The organism is Brachybacterium sp. YJGR34, from assembly GCF_003347015.1.
Classification (GTDB): Bacteria; Actinomycetota; Actinomycetes; order Actinomycetales; family Dermabacteraceae; genus Brachybacterium.
The window spans coordinates 30,020-47,134 of record NZ_PNFB01000017.1 but is presented as its reverse complement, the minus strand read 5'-3'; the positions used below and the strand labels follow the sequence as shown (position 1 = coordinate 47,134).

Genomic DNA, 17,115 nt, shown 5'->3' with positions numbered 1-17,115 from the left:
GGAGCGGACCACCCGGTCCTCACCATGGTGCGGGCCGACCCGGCGAACCGGTCACGCGGGGTCCGCGTCCACGGAGCACCGCCCTCGGGCACCAGCACGTCGACTGTGGCGTGCATCACAGAGGTTACATCGTTGCAGGCGTCGGGACAACGTCCGCGCCCGCTTCCGCGAGTCCCCGGCGGTCTCCCCGGGGGCGCGGAGCGCAGCCGCGCACGCCGTGCCCCCCGGCGGCGCAGGGCGCGACCGCGGCGCGGCGAGGTCCCGCGCGGTCCCTCAGCTGCTCGCCGAGGCGCGCTTCTTGTTCCAGACGTCGAAGGCGACGGCCAACACCAGCACCACACCGCGGACCACCGACTGGGTGGACTGGTCGATGCCCATGATCTGCATGCCGTTGGACATCACGGCCATGATCAGGCCGCCGATGATGGCGCCCTGCACCTTTCCGATGCCGCCGGTCACGGCCGCGCCGCCGATGAAGGCCGCGGCGATGGCGTCCAGCTCGAACATGTTGCCGGCACCGGGCTGGGCGCTGTTGGAGCGGGCGGAGTAGACGATGCCCGCGACCGCGGAGAGAACGCCCATGTTGATGAACAGCAGCATGTTCACCCGGCGCGTCTTCACGCCCGAGAGCTGTGCCGCCTGCAGATTGCCGCCCATGGCGTAGACGTGCCGACCGAAGATGGTGCGCTGGCTGATGAAGCCGTAGATGAGGATCAGCGCGGCCAGCAGGATCAGCACCACGGGCAGGCCGCGCGCGTGGGCGAGCTGCCAGGCGAAGGCCATGACGACGGCAGCGATGAGGAGGTTCTTCAGCCAGAACAGCCACTGCGCCTCGACCTGCTGCTGGTACTTCAGCTTCGCGAGGCGGCCGCGGTACTGCTGGATCACGAAGACCACGATCAGCGCGGCCGCCAGGAACAGGGTGAAGGCGTCGTACCCGTACCCGCCCAGCAGCCCGTTGAGGAAGCCGCCGGAGATGTACTGGTACTCCGGCGGGAAGGGCGAGAGGGAGACGTTGCCCAGCACCTGCATCGTCAGGCCGCGGAAGATGAGCATGCCCGCGAGGGTGACGATGAAGGCGGGGATGCCCACGAAGGCCACCCAGAACCCCTGCCACAGCCCCACCAGCACCCCGGTGCCGAGGGCCGCCAGCACGCCGAGCCACCAGGGCAGGCCGTTCCCGATCACCACCACCGCCGCGACCGCGCCGGTCAGCGCGACCACCGAGCCCACGGACAGGTCGATGTGCCCGCCCACGATGATCAGCACCATCCCGATCGCGAGGATGAGGATGTAGGAGTACTGCAGCACCAGGTTGGTGAGGTTGCCCGGGCTCAGCAGGGCCCCGCCGGTGAGGATCGTGAACAGCAGCACGATCGCGACGAAGGCGATGTAGATCCCGCTCTGACGCAGATTCCGCGTCAGGAGCTCCTTGATGTCGGAGGTTCCGGCCATCAGGCACTCACTCCCTTTCCCTGGTCATGAGCTCCATGAGGCGCTCCTGGGTGGCGTCCCGGGCGGGGACCTCTCCGGTGATCCGCCCGACGGACAGTGTGTAGATGCGATCGGCGAGCCCCATGACCTCGGGCAGCTCCGAGGAGATGACGATGATCGCCTTGCCCGCCTCGGCGAGCTCGTTGATGATCGAGTAGATCTCGAACTTCGCGCCGACGTCGACGCCGCGGGTGGGCTCGTCCAGGATCAGCACCTCGGGCTCGGTGAAGAGCCACTTGCTGAGCACCACCTTCTGCTGGTTGCCCCCGGACAGCTTCCCCACCAGGGACATCACCGTGGGCGTCTTGATGTTCAACGAGGAGCGGTAGCGCTCGGCGACCGCTATCTCCTCGTTGCCGTCGATCCAGGGGCCGGTGGTCACCTTCCGCAGCGCAGCGGCGGTGACATTGGTGCGGATGTCCTGGATGAGGTTCAGACCGTACTGCTTGCGGTCCTCGGAGACGTAGGCGAGGCCGTGCGCGATCGCCTCGGCGACGCTGCGCAGCTGGACCGGCTTCCCGTGCATCGAGACGGTCCCGGTGATGTCCCGGCCGTAGGACCGGCCGAAGACGCTCCTGGCCAGCTCGGTGCGACCGGCGCCCATCAGCCCCGCGATGCCGACCACCTCCCCGGCGCGCACGTGCAGCGAGGCGCCGTCCACGACCACCCGGTCCTGCTGGGTGGGATGGCCGACGTGCCAGTCCTCGATCCGCAGGATCTCCTCGCCGATCTCGGCGTCCCGCTCGGGATAGAGGTGCTCGATGTCGCGGCCCACCATGCCGCGGATGAGGCGGGGGATGAGGGCGGGGCGCTCCGGCTCGGGCACGTGCATGTCGATCGTCTCGATGGTCGAGCCGTCGCGGATGATCGTGGTGGAGTCCGCGACCTCGACGATCTCCCCCAGCTTGTGGGAGATGATGATGCAGGTCACGCCCTCGTCGCGCAGTCCGCGGATGAGTCCCAGCAGGTGCTCGGAGTCGTCGTCGTTCAGCGCGGCGGTGGGCTCGTCGAGGATCAGCAGGCTCACGTCCTTCGAGAGCGCCTTGGCGATCTCGACCAGCTGCTGCTTGCCCACGCCGAGGTGGTCGACGGGGGTCACCGGATTCTCGTCCAGCCCCACGCGCGCCAGCAGCTCGGCGGCGCGGGCGTTGGTCTCGTGCCAGCTGATGATCCCGGCCCTGGACCGCTCGTTGCCCAGGAAGATGTTCTCCGCGACGGAGAGGTAGGGCACCAGGGCGAGCTCCTGGTGGATGATCACGATCCCCTCGGCCTCGGAGTCGTTGACGGTCGCGAAGCTCATCGGGCGGCCGCGGAAGTGGATCTCCCCCTCGTAGGTGCCGGCCGGCTCCACGCCGGAGAGCACCTTCATCAGCGTCGACTTGCCGGCGCCGTTCTCCCCGCAGATCGCGTGGATCTCCCCCTCGCGCACCCTGAGGGACACGTCCTTCAGGGCGGTGACGCCGGGGAACCGCTTGGTGATCGACCTCATCTCGAGGATGTCATCGTGCACGTGGACCCTCCTGCTCCGGGTGGGCGCCCCCGGCGCACCGCGGTGCGCCGGGACCGCCCGGGGACGTGATCGCGGACCCGCTCAGAGCTGGCCGGACTCGACCTGCTCGGCGGTGTAGTAGCCGGAGTCGACCATGACCTCCTCGTAGTTCTCCTGCAGGACCATCTGGACCTCGAGCAGGTAGGACGGCACCACCTTCACCCCGTTCTCGTAGGTCTCGGTGTCATTGGCCTCCGGCTCCTCGCCCTGCAGGTACGCCTCCGTGGCGATGATCGCCTGCTCCGCGAGGTCGCGGGTGTCCTTGAAGATCGTGGAGCTCTGGACCCCGTCGGCGATCAGCTTGATCGAGGCGATCTCCGCATCCTGTCCGGTCACCACCGGCAGGCCCTCCTCGATCGTCGGGCCGAGCCCGGCGTTCTGCAGAGCGTTGATGATGCCGCGCGAGAGCGGATCGGCCGGGGCGAGCACGCCGTCGAGCTCCTCGCCGCCGTTGTAGTGCGTGGTCAGCAGGTTCTCCATGCGCTTCTGGGCGGTCTCCTGCTCCCAGCGCTGGGTGGCGGCCTGCTCGATGTCCATCTGCTCCGAGGGCACGGCGAGGGTGCCGTCGTCGAAGTAGGGCTGCAGGGTGTCGATCGCCCCCTCCCAGAAGAGGTGGGCGTTGTTGTCGTCGAGCGAGCCGGCGAACAGCTCGATGTTCAGCGGCCCCTCGGGGGCGTCCCCGGCGGGCTCGAAGGAGTCGTCGACCAGGCCCAGGCCGTAGAGCAGGGAGTTCGCCTGGTTGACGCCCACCTCGTAGTTGTCGAAGGTGACGTAGAAGTCGACGTTCTCGCTGTCGGTGAGCAGACGGTCGTAGGCGATCACCGGGATGCCGGCCGCCGCGGCGGCGTCCAGCTGCGAGGACAGCGAGGCGCCGTCGATCGAGGCGATGAGCAGGGCTGCGACGCCCGAGGTGATCATCTGGTCGATCTGCTGCTGCTGGGTGGGGATGTCGTCCTCGGCGTACTGCATGTCGACCGTGTAGCCGAGGTCCTCGAGGCCGGCCTTGATGTTCTCGCCGTCCTTGACCCAGCGCTCGTAGGTCTGCGTCGGCATGGCGACGCCGACGGTGAGCTCGCTGGGATCGGCCTCGGGGTCGGGGCCGCCGGACCCGGCGCCCTCGCCGCCGCAGGCGGCCAGTCCGAGCGCGGCCGCGCCGGCCGTCGCTCCCAGCATGAAGCTTCTCCGATTGTGCATGGGGTCTCCTCCTCGACATCTCCGTCTGCGACCTGCTGTGCGCGGGCGTCCTGTGCGGAGGCCCGCGGCCGTCCCCGGGGCGCGCCACGATGCGGAGCGGGGAGCCGGCACGGTGCTGACGGTACGCCTCGTGCTCGGGTGTTCGTCCTCGACTGTGCCGTCATCTCCGGAGCCGCGACGCCGACCGTGGCGCGGGGCACCGGATGATAACGTTCACAGTGAAGCAGACGCGAGGACGAGCGTCGCGGAGGCCGGGGTCACAAGTCGGCAACGTGCTCCGCCGGCCCGGCCGCGACTGCTCCTGACCTGCCCAGCCGGCCGCACTCCCGGTCGCGGCGACGCGCCCGCGGTCGGCACGCCGGCCCGAGAGTCGCCGGGTTCCCGTCGGGCCGCCGCCCGCCGGATCGCGGCCCGTCGGCCGACCGTCCGCCCGCCTGTCGCCGTCGGCCCCGGGTCCGACGCCCCCGCCGATGCGACGGAAGGATTGAGCATGGAGACCGCACCGCGCCGCCCCTCGATGGCCGATGTCGCCGCCCGAGCGGGTGTCTCCTACCAGACCGTCTCGCGGGTGCTCAACGAGCCGGACATCGTGCGCCCGGCGACCCGGGACCGGGTGCTCGCCGCCATCGCCGAGCTCGGCTACACCCCCAATCGCGCCGCCCGGGCCCTGAAGACCACCCGGTCCTCGCTGATCGGCGTGCTCACCGACGGCTCCTCCCTGTTCGGGCCCGCGGAGACCACCACCGCGATCGAGACCGCGGCCCGGGAGGCCGGGTACTCCGTGCTGCTGACCACCGTGGGCCCCGACGATCCCGGCGGCCGGGCCGTGGGCGCCGAGCTGCGGGGCGCCGGAGCGGACGGCATCCTCGTCGTCGCCGCGCATGAGGCGATGATCCCGGCCGTGGCGGCCTCGGCCCGCTCCACCCCCGTCCTCGCCGTCTCCGCGCTGCCGCCGCGCGTGCCGGGCGTCGAGACGATCGGCGTGGACCAGCAGCGGGGCGCCCGCGAGGTCGTCGAGCACCTCACGCGCACGGGCGCCCGCTCGGTGGTCCACGCGGCCGGTCCGGCGGACTGGTTCGACGCCCGGGCGCGCCGCGACGGCTTCGAGCAGGCCCTCGAGGAGCACGGGATCGACGGGGAGGTGGTGGGCCCGGGCGACTGGACCCCGCGCTCGGGCCATGACCTCGCCGATCAGCTGGTGCGGCGCGGCCTGCCCGATGCGATCTTCGCCGCCAACGACATGATGGCGATCGGCGTCCTGCACGCGCTGCACGCCCACGGCCTGCGCATCCCCGAGGACGTGGCCGTGGTGGGTTTCGACAACACCCTCGGCGCGGAGTTCCTGGTCCCCTCGCTGACCACGGTCGCCCAGCCCTTCGCCGAGCTGGGTCGCACGGCGCTCGAACGCCTGGTCCACCTGCTCGAGGGGACCCCCGTCCCCGCCGACGCCCCGCGCACCCTCCCCCCGCGCCTGGTCACTCGCCGCTCCACGCTCCCGGAGCGCCCCCGCTGAGCCCCGCGGCGTCGGCATCCGTCCCGCCGACCCCCGAATGTGAACGTTGACATCGCGTGTCCGGCCTGATGGGATGACCCCATGACGCACGATGCCGTGTCCTCTGCCGACACCACCCCCACGCCCGGACCCACCGACGGAGCCGCCGTCCTCACCGCCGGCCGCGCCCACCTGGGCATCGAGCTGGGCTCGACCCGCATCAAGGCCGCCCTGGTCGACGATGCCGGCGCCGTGCTCGGCACCGGCTCCCACACCTGGGAGAACGAGCTGGTCGAGGACAGCTGGACCTACTCGCTGGACGCCGTGTGGGGCGGGATCCGCGCGAGCTACGCCGATCTCGCGCGTGGGGTGCGCGCCCGCCACGGCGTCGAGCTGACGCGGATCGCAAGCCTCGGGATCTCCGCGATGATGCACGGCTACCTGCCCTTCGACGCCGCCGGCGAGCAGCTGGCGCCCTTCCGCACCTGGCGGAACACCTACACCTCCGAGGCCTCGGCCCTGCTCAGCCGCACCTTCGCGCTGAACATCCCGCTGCGCTGGAGCGTCTCGCACCTGCTCCATGCGATCCACGGCGGCGAGGAGCACGTCCGGCGCCTCGACTTCCTGACCACCCTCGCCGGCTACGTGCACTGGCAGCTCACCGGGGCCAAGGTGCTCGGCGTCGGCGACGCCAGCGGCATGTTCCCCATCGCCGCCTCGGGCGACGCCTACGACGCCGAGCTGCTCGAGCGCTTCGCGGCCCTCGACGGCGTCGCCGACCTGCCGTGGACTCTTGCGGACATCCTCCCCGCCGTGCGCCGTGCCGGCGAGGACGCCGGCTCGCTGACGGCCGAGGGCGCCGCGCGGCTGGACCCCACCGGGGCCCTGCAGCCGGGCGCGATCGCCGCCCCGCCCGAGGGCGATGCCGGCACCGGCATGGTCGCCACCCACGCCGTCGGCCCCCGCACCGGCAACGTCTCCGCAGGCACGAGCGCCTTCGCGATGGTCGTCCTGGAGCGCCCGCTGTCCGGCCCGCGCGAGGAGATCGACCTGGTCACCACCCCCTCCGGGGACCCGGTGGCGATGATCCACACCAACAACTGCACCACCGACCTCGACGCCTGGCTGGGCCTCTTCGCCCGCTTCGCCGAGCTCCTGGGCCGCCCGGTGGACGCCGAGGAGCTCTACGGCACGCTGCTGGGCGCCGGGGCCGAGGGCGAGGCCGATGCCGGCGGGGTGCTCAGTTACAACTACGTCTCCGGCGAGCACCAGACGGGCGTGCCCTCGGGCCGTCCGCTGCTGGTGCGCGAGCAGAGCGCCCGCTTCACGCTCGAGAACTTCATGCGCGCCCAGCTCTACGGCGCCTTCGGGGCGCTCGCGGTGGGCATGGAGGCCCTGCTCACCGACGAGGGCGTCCAGCTCGACGTCATGTACGCCCACGGCGGCATCTTCCGCACCCGGGGCGTCGCCCAGCAGGTGCTCGCCGATGCGCTCGCCACCCCGGTCGCCCTCGGCGGGTCCGCCGGCGAGGGCGGTTCCTGGGGCATGGCGCTGCTGGCCGCCTACGCCGCCCGCACCGCCGCGGCCGAGGAGGGCGCCGGTCCCTCACTCAGCACCTTCCTGGCCGAGCAGATCTTCGCCGGCGAGGAGCTCCTCACCGTGCATCCCACCGAGGCCGGCATGGCCGGGCACGCCCACTGGCTCTCCGGCTACCGCGCCGGCCTGCCGGTGGAGCGCCTGGCCGGCGAGGTGCTCGACTGACCCTCCGCCGCACCGCCCCCTGACTCTCGATCACCCGCCAAGGAGCCCCCATGACCCTCTCCCTCGCCTCCCTCCCTCAGGCCACCCAGGACGCGGTCGCCGCCACCCGCGAGCGCGTCGCGGCCCTGCACGCGGAGCTGCCCCGCAACGGCCTCGTGGTCTGGACCGCCGGCAACGTCTCCGAGCGCGTGCCCGCCACGGACCCGGACGTGCCCGGCCTGCTGGTGATCAAGCCCTCCGGCGTCTCCTACGACGAGCTCAGCGCCTCCGTCATGGTGGTCTGCACCCTGGACGGGCAGAAGATCGACGACGGCACCCCGGACTCCCTGACCCCCTCCTCGGACACCGCCGCCCACGCTTACGTGTACGAGCACATGGACGAGGTGGGCGGCGTGGTCCACACCCACTCCACCTACGCGACCGCCTGGGCCGCGCGCGGTGAGGAGATCCCCTGCGTGCTGACGATGATGGCCGACGAGTTCGGCGGCCCGATCCCCATCGGCCCCTTCGCGATCATCGGCGACGACTCGATCGGCCGCGGCATCGTGGAGACCCTGCGCGGCTCCCGCTCGCGCGCCGTGCTGATGCAGAACCACGGCCCCTTCACCATCGGCAAGGACGCGAAGGACGCGGTCAAGGCCGCGGTCATGGCCGAGGAGGTCGCCCGGACGGTGCACATCTCCCGCCAGCTCGGCGAGCCGCTGCCGATCGAGCAGACGCACGTCGACGCCCTCTTCGACCGCTACCAGAACGTGTACGGCCAGGGCGAGGAGGCCGCGACCGCCTGAGGACGGCTCCCCGCCCTCGAGCACCGCACGGCCCCGGCGTCCTCGCCGGGGCCGTGGTCGTCCGCGGCCCGGGGAGAGATCCCCGGCATCCGCCCGGGCGATCTCATGACCTGCGCGACGAGCGCGGCATGTGGCATGAATCACCCGAAAAGGTTGAATCCCGCACCGCCGCGGCGCAGAGTAGGGAGGACATCCGACGCCAAGAGAACGGAGCGACATGAGCGCCCCCGAGAACCCCGACGCGGGTGGCGGCACTCCTCCCGAGCACGCCGCATCGTCCTGGCCCGAGGACCTCCCCGAGACCGTCCACCTCCCCCGGGCCCTGCAGATCGCCGAGGACGACACCGACGAGCAGATCACCGAGAAGCTGCGCCGACAGGGGGCGCGGATCGGCCGGGGCACCATCGCCCCCGCGGTCTTCTGGCCCTCCCTCGCGATCATCTTCGCCGTGGCGATGCTGTCCGTGCTCTTCCCCCAGAGCTCCAGCGAGGTCATCACCGGCATCCAGAGCTGGATCGTCGCGGACTTCGGCTGGTACTACATGCTGGTGATCGGGATCTTCGTCGTCTTCTCGATCATCCTCGCCCTCTCCCGCTTCGGGACCGTGCGCCTGGGTCGCGACGACGACCGGCCCGAGTTCGGGCTCTTCTCCTGGTTCGCGATGCTCTTCAGCGCCGGCATGGGCGTGGGCCTCGTGTTCTACGGCGTCGCCGAGCCGCTCGGCTACACCACCGGCAATCCCAAGCCCGGCTGGGACGGCGAGGGCGTGGAGCTCTCCGGCCTCGCGATGGCGCAGACCTTCATGCACTGGGGCCTGCACCCCTGGGCCTGCTACGCCGTGATCGGCCTGGCGCTCGCCTATGCGGTGCACCGCCGCGGCCGCCCCGTCTCCATCCGCTGGGCCCTCGAGCCGATCTTCGGCGAGCGCGTCAAGGGCTGGATCGGCGACGTGATCGACATCCTCGCGATCTTCGGCACCGTCTTCGGCATCGCCACCTCGCTGGGCCTGGGCGTCCAGCAGATCGCCGCCGGCATGGAGTCCATCGGGCTCGTCGGCTCCGTGGACAACACCCTGCTGGTCATCCTCATCACGGTCATCACCTTCCTGGCCACCTTCTCGGTGATGAGCGGCCTCGGCGCCGGCATCAAGTGGCTCTCGAACATCAACCTCTCCCTCGCCGGGCTCCTGATGATCGTCGCGCTGGTCTTCGGGCCCACGGTCTTCATCGCCCAGAACTTCGTCGAGTCCCTCGGCGTCTACTTCGCCAACGTCTTCGAGATGACCCTGGACGTCGGCGCCTACCAGCGCACCCCGGAGTCCCAGGAGTGGTTCAGCGCGAACACCCTGTTCTACTGGGGCTGGTGGATCTCCTGGGCGCCCTTCGTGGGCGTGTTCATCTCGCGGATCTCCAAGGGCCGCACCGTGCGCGAGTTCATCGCCGGCGTGCTCCTGGTGCCCTCGGTCCTGGGCATGATCTGGTTCTCGGTCTGGGGCGGCAACGGCCTGTTCCGCCAGTGGTTCGGCGCCGGCGACCTCGGCGACATCACGGCCGAGGAGTCCATGTTCCGGATCCTCGAGACGTTCCCGCTGGGCAGCGTGCTCTCGGTCCTCGGCATCATCATCGTGGCGATCTTCTTCATCACCTCCTCGGACTCCGGCTCGCTCGTGGTGGACATGCTCGCCTCCGGCGGGCACCCGAACCCGCCCACCTGGTCCCGCGTGGTCTGGGCGGTGCTCGAGGGCTTCCTCGCCATCGCGCTCCTGCTCTCCGGCGGCCTGACCTCCCTGCAGGCCGGATCGTTGGCCACCGCACTGCCCTTCAGCGTGATCCTGCTGCTGATGTGCGTGGCCCTGGTGAAGGCGCTCTCGCTCGACGCGGCGGTGCGCACCGAGAAGGATCGCCTGGACCGGCTCGAGAAGGTCACCGCGCACGTGACCGGGGAGCTCCAGGCCTCGCTCTCCGAGAGCGGGGAGCTCGAATCCTTCGTGGACGACCGGATCGACTACCGCCTCTCCCGGACCCGAGGGGCCTTCGGTCGCCCGCGCGGAGGGGCGTCCGGCAAGGGCTCCCACCGGTCCGGGGCTGCTGAGCCTCCCGACTGATCGGGACCACCTCCACCAACCACGACATCGCCGAGCGGCGGGTCGCGGGCCGTGCCGTCCAGCGCGGCACCCGCGGCCCGCCGCTCGGCGTCGTGCCGCCTCGGCGACAGCGCTTGACACCCCTCCATGTGAACGTTCACAATGTAGTGGTCGTCGACGGAGCGGTCAGCTCCGCCGCCCCCCCATGACTGAAGGAGTCACCGTGGACAACCCCTTCGCCGCGCGCGAGATCTGGTTCCTCACCGGCAGCCAGGGCCTCTACGGCCCCGAGACCCTCGACCAGGTCGCCGAGCAGTCCCGCGTCATCGCCGAGACCCTCGACGCCGCCGGCCCCGTCCCCGTGAAGATCGTCTGGAAGCCGGTCCTCACCGACCGCGACGCGATCCGCGAGATCGCCCTGGCCGCCAACGCGGACCCGGCCTGCGTGGGCGTCATCGCCTGGATGCACACCTTCTCCCCCGCGAAGATGTGGATCCAGGGCCTGGACGCGCTGCGCACCCCGCTGCTGCACCTGCACACGCAGGCCAATGTCGAGCTGCCCTGGGCGAGCATCGACATGGACTTCATGAACCTGAACCAGGCCGCCCACGGCGACCGCGAGTTCGGCTACATCGCCACCCGCCTGGGCGTGAACCGCAAGACCGTGGTGGGCCACGTGAGCGAGGTCGGCGTGCAGGAGAAGGTGGGCCGCTGGGCCCGCGCCGCCACCGGCTGGGCGGAGATGCACTCCCTGAAGCTCGCCCGCTTCGGCGACAACATGCGGGGCGTCGCCGTCACCGAGGGCGACAAGACCGAGGCGGAGCTGCGCCTGGGCGTCAGCGTCAACACCTGGGGCGTCAACGACCTGGTGGAGGTCGTCGACGCGGTCGAGGACTCCGCGATCGACGCCCTGGTCGCCGAGTACGAGGAGCTCTACGACGTCGTCCCCGAGCTGCGCACGGGCGGCGAGCGCCACGAGTCGCTGCGCTACGGCGCCCGTCAGGAGCTGGGCCTGCGCGCCTTCCTCGAGCAGGGCGGCTTCGGCGCCTTCACCACGAACTTCGAGGACCTCGGCGGGCTGAAGCAGCTGCCGGGCCTGGCCGTCCAGCGCCTCATGGCCGACGGCTACGGCTTCGGCGCCGAGGGCGACTGGAAGACCGCGATCCTGGTGCGGGTGGCCGCGGTGATGGGCTACGGCCTGCCCGGCGGCGCCTCCCTCATGGAGGACTACACCTACGAGCTCACCCCGGGCCGGGAGAAGATCCTCGGCGCCCACATGCTCGAGGTCTCCCCCTCGCTGACCACGTCCCGGGCCTCGCTCGAGATCCACCCGCTGGGCATCGGCGACCGCGAGGACCCGGTGCGCCTGAAGTTCTCCGCGGATCCCGGGCCCGCCGTGGTGGTGGCCATGAGCGACCTGCGCGAGCGCTTCCGCCTCATCGCCAACGTGGTCGAGGTCGTCGAGCCCGATGCGGAGCTGCCCAACCTCCCCGTCGCGAGCGCCGTCTGGGAGCCCGCTCCCGATTTCGCGACCTCCGCCGAGTGCTGGCTGACCGCGGGCGCCGCCCACCACACCGTGATGAGCAACGCCGTGGACCTCGAGGTGTGGCAGGACCTCGCCCAGATCGGCGACCTCGAGCTCGCCGTCATCGACGAGCAGACCACGGTGCGCTCCTTCGCCCAGGAGCTGCGCACCAATCAGGTCTTCTACCGCCTCGGCCAGGGCTTCTGAGCCCCACGCCCGCACGCCGGGGCGGCCGCCTCCGGCGCGCCCCGACCCGCGGTCCCGCCGCGTCGCTCCTCGGCCCCTGCGCCGACGGGTGACGCGGCGGGCCCGTCGGCGGCGCGGCGCCCGATGACCCGCCGCCGCGCCGCTCGACGCTCGACGGGATACCGTCCGACGGCCCGAGGCCGCAGCGATGCCGCCCGTCGGCCCGGCGCCGCCGCCGAGCACGCCCACGATCCCGACCCCCGAACGATGACGAGGTGGAGCGCATGCCCTCCCCCAGCCCTGCCCCCGAGCCCCTCCTCGCGCGCCCCGGCCTCAGCTGGTCCGGCACCGTCGACTACGGGCCGGGCCCCCTGCATGCGCCGCGCACCCTCGAGGAGCTGCAGCGGATCGTGGCCGGCGCCCGGCGCATCCGGGCGCTCGGGACCCGCCACTCGTTCTCGCGCGTGGCGGCCTCGGAGGCGGACCTCGTGACCCTGGGCGAGCTGCCCGAGGAGATCGAGGTCGACTCCGCCGCGCGCACCGTGCGGGTGGCGGCGGGCGTCCGCTACGGCACCCTCGCCCTCGAGCTGGCCCGGCACGGCCTGGCGCTGGCCAACACCGGCTCGCTGCCCCACATCTCGGTCGCGGGTGCGAGCGCCACGGGAACCCACGGCTCGGGGGACCGTCAGCAGGCCCTCGCCGCCTCGGTGCGCGCCCTCGACCTGGTCACCGCCGGCGGCGACATCGTCTCCCTGGATCGCGAGGGGGACGCGGAGGTGTTCGGCGGGGCGGTGCTCGCGCTCGGCGCGCTGGGCGTCGCCACCCACCTGACCCTCGACGTGGTGCCCGCCTTCGAGGTGCGCCAGCGCGTCTACCTCGAGCTCCCCGCGGAGCAGTTCGGCGGCGCGGGCCTGGACGCGGTGCTCGCGGGCGCCTACAGCGTGAGCGTCTTCCACCACTGGGACGGCACCGGCGCCCAGATCTGGGCCAAGCAGGCCGTGGTGGCCGGCGACCCCGCCGAACGCACCGCCGCCGCGGACGCCGCCGGTCCGGTCGGCCTGCCGACGGATCCCCGCTCCGCCTTCCCGGAGCTCTGGCACGGGGCACGCCGGGCGGACGCAGCGGTCCATCCGCTGCCCGGCCTGCCCGGCGACCTCTGCACCGACCAGACCGGCACGCCCGGCCCCTCGCACGAGCGCCTGCCCCACTTCCGCCTCGAGTTCACGCCCTCCAGCGGCGAGGAGATCCAGAGCGAGTACTACGTCCCGCGCGCGCAGATCGCCGAGGCCCTCGCCGCCGTGATGCCGCTGGGCGATCGGATCCGCCCGCTGCTGCACGCCTCCGAGGTGCGCACCGTCGCCGCGGACGAGCTGTGGCTCTCCCCCGCCCACGGCCGCGACAGCGCTCTGGTCCACTTCACCTGGAAGCGGCGGCCCGCCGAGGTCGAGGCCCTGCTGCCGGAGATCGAGGCCGCGCTCGCGCCCTTCTCCCCGCGACCGCACTGGGGCAAGGTCTTCACCCTCGACCCCGGGACGGTCCGCGCGCACTACCCGCGGCTCGAGGACTTCCGGTCGCTGCGCGATCGTCTCGACCCCACCCGCACTTTCGCCAACGCCTATGTCGACCGATACCTCGGAGTGTGACCCCATGACCCCGACGCCGCGCCCGCCGATGGGCTGGAACAGCTGGGACAGCTACGGCACCACCGTCACCGAGGAGGAGGTGCTCGCCAACGCGCGCTTCCTCGCCGAGCACCTCGCGCCGCTGGGCTGGGACACCGTGGTCATCGACATCGACTGGTCGGACCCCTCGGCCCGCTCCCACGGCTACAACGAGGACGCCCCGCTGACGATGGACGAGCACGGCCGCCTGGTCCCCGACCCCGGACGCTTCCCCAGCGCCGCGGGCGGCGCCGGCTTCGCCCCCCTCGCGGAGCAGATCCACGCCCTGGGGCTGAAGCTCGGGATCCACGTGATGCGCGGGATCCCGCGGCGCGCCGTCGCGGCGAACACCCCGATCCTGGGCAGCACGCTGCACGCGGCGGACATCGCGGACGCGACGAACGTGTGCGAGTGGAACCCGGACATGCTGGGCATCGACCACACGGTTCCCGGGGCGAGCGCCTACTACGACGCGGTCCTGGCGCTGTACGCGCAGTGGGGCGTGGACTTCCTCAAGGTCGACGACATGCTGTGGCCGTACCAGGCCGCGGAGATCGAGGACTTCTCCCGCGCGATCGCGGACTGCGGCCGGCCGATGCAGCTGAGCCTCTCCCCCGGTCGTGACCTCTCCCTGACCCGCCTGGACCATCTGCGCGAGCACGCCACCATGTGGCGGATCTGCGACGACCTGTGGGACCGGTGGACCGACGTCGAGGCGAACTTCTCCCGCTTCGCCCGCTGGGCCCCGCACGCCGGGTCCGAGGGCTGGCCCGACGGCGACATGCTCCCGCTGGGCCGGATCGGCCTGCGCGCCGAGCGCGGCGAGCCCCGCGACGACCTGCTCACCCCGGCCGAGCGCGTCACCCTCATGTCGTTGTGGGTGATCGCCCGCTCCCCGCTCATGGTGGGCGGGGACCTGCCCAGCTCCGATCCCGCCACCATCGCCCTGCTGCAGAACCCGGACGTCCTCGCCGTCCACGCCTCCTCGACGGGCAACCGGGAGGTGTTCCGCGAGGATCCGCTGATCTTGTGGACGGCCGACGGTCCGCGCGGCGAGCAGTACGTCGCGGCCTTCAACGTGGGCGAGCAGGAGCTGGCCGTCGCGCTGGACAGCCAGGACGTGGGCCTGCCCGCGCGGATCGAGGGCTCGGTGACGGAGCTGTGGAGCGGGCGGGCCGTGCCGGTGCGCGCCGTGTCCGAGCAGTCCGACGCCGCCCGCGGCGTGGCGCCCGGCTCGAGCGCGCTGGACGTGTCCATCCCGTCCCACGGGGCGGTGCTGCTGCGGGTGGAGCCGGCGGGGGCGTGAGCCTCCCGGCCAGAGCCGCGGAGGCACGCCCCGTGGGCCCGAGGGATCCCTCGGGCCGGCTCGCCCTCGGAGCCGGCGCGAAGGGCAGGGGCCTCTGCCCGCTGGTGGACCCGACCGGACCCGACCGGACCCGCCCTCCGGGGAGATCATTGCGATCACCGTCGAAATATGGACAGCCTCGGCGTATATCGGCCTGCTTGTCCGTATTCCGCCTCTGATCGTCATCGCACCGGGGCAGACCGATGCCCTCCCGCCGCGATGCCCTCACAGCGCCAGCAGCGCGATGCCCCCGCAGACCACCGCGGCCGCGGCGAGCCGGCGCCGTGGCCGTCCCTCGTGCAGCACGAGCGCGCCGAACAGGCTCACCAGCACCACGCTGACCTCCCGCAGCGGAGCGACGAGTGCGACCGGCGCGATCCGCACCGCCTCGAGCACGAGGATGTAGGCCAGCGGCGAGAGCACCCCGAAGGCGAGGATCCGCGACCACTGGGCACGTCCCAGATCGAGGGTCTCCGGCCACCGCCCGCGCAGGACGAGCGCGTAGGCGGGGACCTGCACGGCCGTGGTCCCCACCATGAAGGCAACGGGCGAGAGGCCGAACGCCCGCACGCTGTGCGCGTCCCAGATCGTGTACGCCGCGATGGCGACGCCCGTGAGCAGGCCGAAGACCACTCCGGGGTCGATCCGGCGGCGTCGCGGGCCGCCCGCGGCTCCCGCTCGCGGCGCGCGCGGTCGGTCGAGGAGGCCGATGCCGATGATCCCCGTGATCACGACCGCGACGCCCAACAGGGCCACGGGCGAGGGACGCTCCGCGAACAGGACCATCGCGGCGATCACCGCGAGGAAGGGGCCGCTGCCTCGGGCGGTCGCATACACGGTCGAAAGGTTCCCGACCCGGTACCCGTGCTGCAGGACGAGCATGTACGCCACGTGCAGCGCCCCGGAGACCAGCACGCCCAGCGCGAAGGCGCCGAGGTGGTCCGTGCCGATCCCGCCGGTGACGGGGATCGCCCCGGCCCAGACGAGGGTGCTGGCGAGCGCTCCCCACCACAGGAACGGGACGCCCGAGCGGCTCATCCCGTGCGCGATGACGTTCCACGTCGCGTGCGAGAGCGCCGCGGCGAGGACGAGGCAGAGCGCGAGAGTCGACACGAGGATCCACCCTATGCGCCCTCCGAGTCGGCGTGACCGGCTGCTACTCTGCCGCCGACGCAGGACACGGCCCCGGAGACCGCGAAGGACGAGCACGATGAGCACGCAGCCCGGACCACGCCGTCGGCACGGGGCAGGAACGGCGGCGTACCGCGCCAGACGCTCGGCCCGCGCCGCACCCCAGCGCGGCGTGCCGAGGGAGCACCCCGCCCGCCGCGCGGAGCGGATCTTCGGCTATGGCGCCCTGACCGGGCTGGCGCTGCTCGTGCTCAGCATCCCGCTGGGCATCATCGCCCACCGGACCCCGGCAGGCCTCGACAGCCTGTGGTTCCTGGTGCCGCTCGGGGTGGGCATGGTCCTGACCGGACTGGGCTGGGTCCTGTGGGGTTCGTGGTCGGCGACCCTGGACCGCTACACCGCGCCGCTGAGCACCACCGCCCTGCTCACCCTCGCCGCGACCACCGCGATCGTCCTGAGCCTGGTCTGCTTCGGTGCCGCCGGGGCACCCCTGCTCCTGTACACCGAGACCGATCCCCCGGACGCGCTGTTCCCGGTGGTCATCGGACTCGGCGGCCTGGGCGTGCTCCTGTTCGTCGTGACCATCCTCGGAGCGGCGATCTACGGCGGGATCGCGCTGGGCGGTCCACGCTGGTGGTGGGTGGGCGTGCTGCTGACCATCGGCCTGTTCGCGACCAGCATCGGGTGGGTGGACGGCCGGCCGCTGGTGACGGCGGCGGGCGTGGTCGCCCTCGTCGGGTCGATACCCGGCTACTGGGGAGCTCTCCGGTCCGGCCTGGCCCAGGGCCGGGCAGACGCGATCGAGGCGGATGACCACCGCCGGGGCGGCGGTCGGTAGGCTCGACGTCCCTCCCCGGGCCGCGCCCGGCCGCCGGTCCCGCGCCGCGCGCGGCGCGCCGGCCGCCG

12 protein-coding genes are annotated in these 17,115 nt (G+C 72.2%); 8 read left to right on the top strand and 4 right to left on the bottom strand.

The genetic code is table 11. The features are described 5' to 3' along the window. Window positions 1–273: 273 nt before the first annotated feature. The 3 genes from mmsB to chvE all read right to left on the bottom strand — a co-directional run bounded on the left by mmsB (window position 274) and on the right by chvE (window position 4,237). Entirely contained in the window at window positions 274–1,455 is a 1,182-nt protein-coding gene (gene mmsB, locus CXH06_RS13700; protein ID WP_114855758.1) for a multiple monosaccharide ABC transporter permease, read from the bottom strand. A 7-nt stretch (window positions 1,456–1,462) separates the two neighbouring features. Next, window positions 1,463–3,004, bottom strand: a complete 1,542-nt coding sequence (mmsA, locus tag CXH06_RS13695) for a multiple monosaccharide ABC transporter ATP-binding protein (RefSeq protein ID WP_114855757.1) — start codon at window positions 3,002–3,004, stop codon at window positions 1,463–1,465. An 81-nt stretch (window positions 3,005–3,085) separates the two neighbouring features. Next, window positions 3,086–4,237, bottom strand: a complete 1,152-nt coding sequence (gene chvE / locus CXH06_RS13690) for a multiple monosaccharide ABC transporter substrate-binding protein (protein WP_114855756.1) — start codon at window positions 4,235–4,237, stop codon at window positions 3,086–3,088. A gap of 490 nt (window positions 4,238–4,727) precedes the next feature. Here chvE and CXH06_RS13685 point away from each other — a divergent pair, with 490 nt between their 5' ends. The 7 genes from CXH06_RS13685 to CXH06_RS13655 all read left to right on the top strand — a co-directional run bounded on the left by CXH06_RS13685 (window position 4,728) and on the right by CXH06_RS13655 (window position 15,039). Continuing rightward, window positions 4,728–5,750, top strand: coding sequence for a LacI family DNA-binding transcriptional regulator (locus CXH06_RS13685; protein WP_114855755.1), 1,023 nt, complete (start codon window positions 4,728–4,730; stop codon window positions 5,748–5,750). A gap of 81 nt (window positions 5,751–5,831) precedes the next feature. Further along, on the top strand, window positions 5,832–7,490 hold the full coding sequence (locus CXH06_RS13680) for a xylulokinase (protein WP_114855754.1): 1,659 nt from the start codon (window positions 5,832–5,834) through the stop codon (window positions 7,488–7,490). A gap of 50 nt (window positions 7,491–7,540) precedes the next feature. After that, window positions 7,541–8,278 carry an L-ribulose-5-phosphate 4-epimerase gene (locus CXH06_RS13675; RefSeq protein ID WP_114855753.1) on the top strand — a complete coding sequence of 246 codons (738 nt, stop codon included), beginning with the start codon at window positions 7,541–7,543 and terminating at the stop codon, window positions 8,276–8,278. A 217-nt stretch (window positions 8,279–8,495) separates the two neighbouring features. Then, on the top strand, window positions 8,496–10,382 hold the full coding sequence (locus CXH06_RS13670; protein WP_114855752.1) for a BCCT family transporter: 1,887 nt from the start codon (window positions 8,496–8,498) through the stop codon (window positions 10,380–10,382). A gap of 184 nt (window positions 10,383–10,566) precedes the next feature. After that, window positions 10,567–12,093 (top strand): L-arabinose isomerase, encoded by a 1,527-nt coding sequence (gene araA, locus CXH06_RS13665; protein ID WP_198684075.1) that lies wholly within the window; start codon window positions 10,567–10,569, stop codon window positions 12,091–12,093. 263 nt (window positions 12,094–12,356) lie between these two features. Next, complete coding sequence (locus CXH06_RS13660; protein WP_114855801.1) at window positions 12,357–13,715, top strand: D-arabinono-1,4-lactone oxidase; 1,359 nt, start codon at window positions 12,357–12,359, stop codon at window positions 13,713–13,715. 4 nt (window positions 13,716–13,719) lie between these two features. Next, window positions 13,720–15,039: an alpha-galactosidase gene (locus CXH06_RS13655; RefSeq protein WP_157975750.1), complete on the top strand. Its 1,320-nt coding sequence runs from the start codon at window positions 13,720–13,722 to the stop codon at window positions 15,037–15,039. Between the two features lie 264 nt (window positions 15,040–15,303). Here the strand turns inward: CXH06_RS13655 and CXH06_RS13650 are convergent, their stop codons facing one another. Further along, the gene (locus CXH06_RS13650) at window positions 15,304–16,191 is read right to left on the bottom strand and encodes an EamA family transporter (RefSeq protein WP_114855749.1); all 888 of its coding nucleotides are present in this window, start codon (window positions 16,189–16,191) and stop codon (window positions 15,304–15,306) included. Between the two features lie 97 nt (window positions 16,192–16,288). Here CXH06_RS13650 and CXH06_RS13645 point away from each other — a divergent pair, with 97 nt between their 5' ends. After that, complete coding sequence (locus tag CXH06_RS13645; protein WP_198684074.1) at window positions 16,289–17,047, top strand: hypothetical protein; 759 nt, start codon at window positions 16,289–16,291, stop codon at window positions 17,045–17,047. Window positions 17,048–17,115 lie beyond the last annotated feature (68 nt).

What these genes read in the sequence shown, in the direction of transcription:
- chvE (WP_114855756.1), bottom strand. Translation starts at nt 4,237, where the DNA reads ATGCACAATCGGAGAAGCTTCATGCTGGGAGCGACGGCCGGCGCGGCC.
- CXH06_RS13685 (WP_114855755.1), top strand. Translation starts at nt 4,728, where the DNA reads ATGGAGACCGCACCGCGCCGCCCCTCGATGGCCGATGTCGCCGCCCGA.
- CXH06_RS13660 (WP_114855801.1), top strand. Translation starts at nt 12,357, where the DNA reads ATGCCCTCCCCCAGCCCTGCCCCCGAGCCCCTCCTCGCGCGCCCCGGC.
- CXH06_RS13680 (WP_114855754.1), top strand. Translation starts at nt 5,832, where the DNA reads ATGACGCACGATGCCGTGTCCTCTGCCGACACCACCCCCACGCCCGGA.
- mmsB (WP_114855758.1), bottom strand. Translation starts at nt 1,455, where the DNA reads ATGGCCGGAACCTCCGACATCAAGGAGCTCCTGACGCGGAATCTGCGT.
- CXH06_RS13655 (WP_157975750.1), top strand. Translation starts at nt 13,720, where the DNA reads ATGACCCCGACGCCGCGCCCGCCGATGGGCTGGAACAGCTGGGACAGC.
- araA (WP_198684075.1), top strand. Translation starts at nt 10,567, where the DNA reads ATGACTGAAGGAGTCACCGTGGACAACCCCTTCGCCGCGCGCGAGATC.
- CXH06_RS13675 (WP_114855753.1), top strand. Translation starts at nt 7,541, where the DNA reads ATGACCCTCTCCCTCGCCTCCCTCCCTCAGGCCACCCAGGACGCGGTC.
- CXH06_RS13670 (WP_114855752.1), top strand. Translation starts at nt 8,496, where the DNA reads ATGAGCGCCCCCGAGAACCCCGACGCGGGTGGCGGCACTCCTCCCGAG.
- CXH06_RS13645 (WP_198684074.1), top strand. Translation starts at nt 16,289, where the DNA reads ATGAGCACGCAGCCCGGACCACGCCGTCGGCACGGGGCAGGAACGGCG.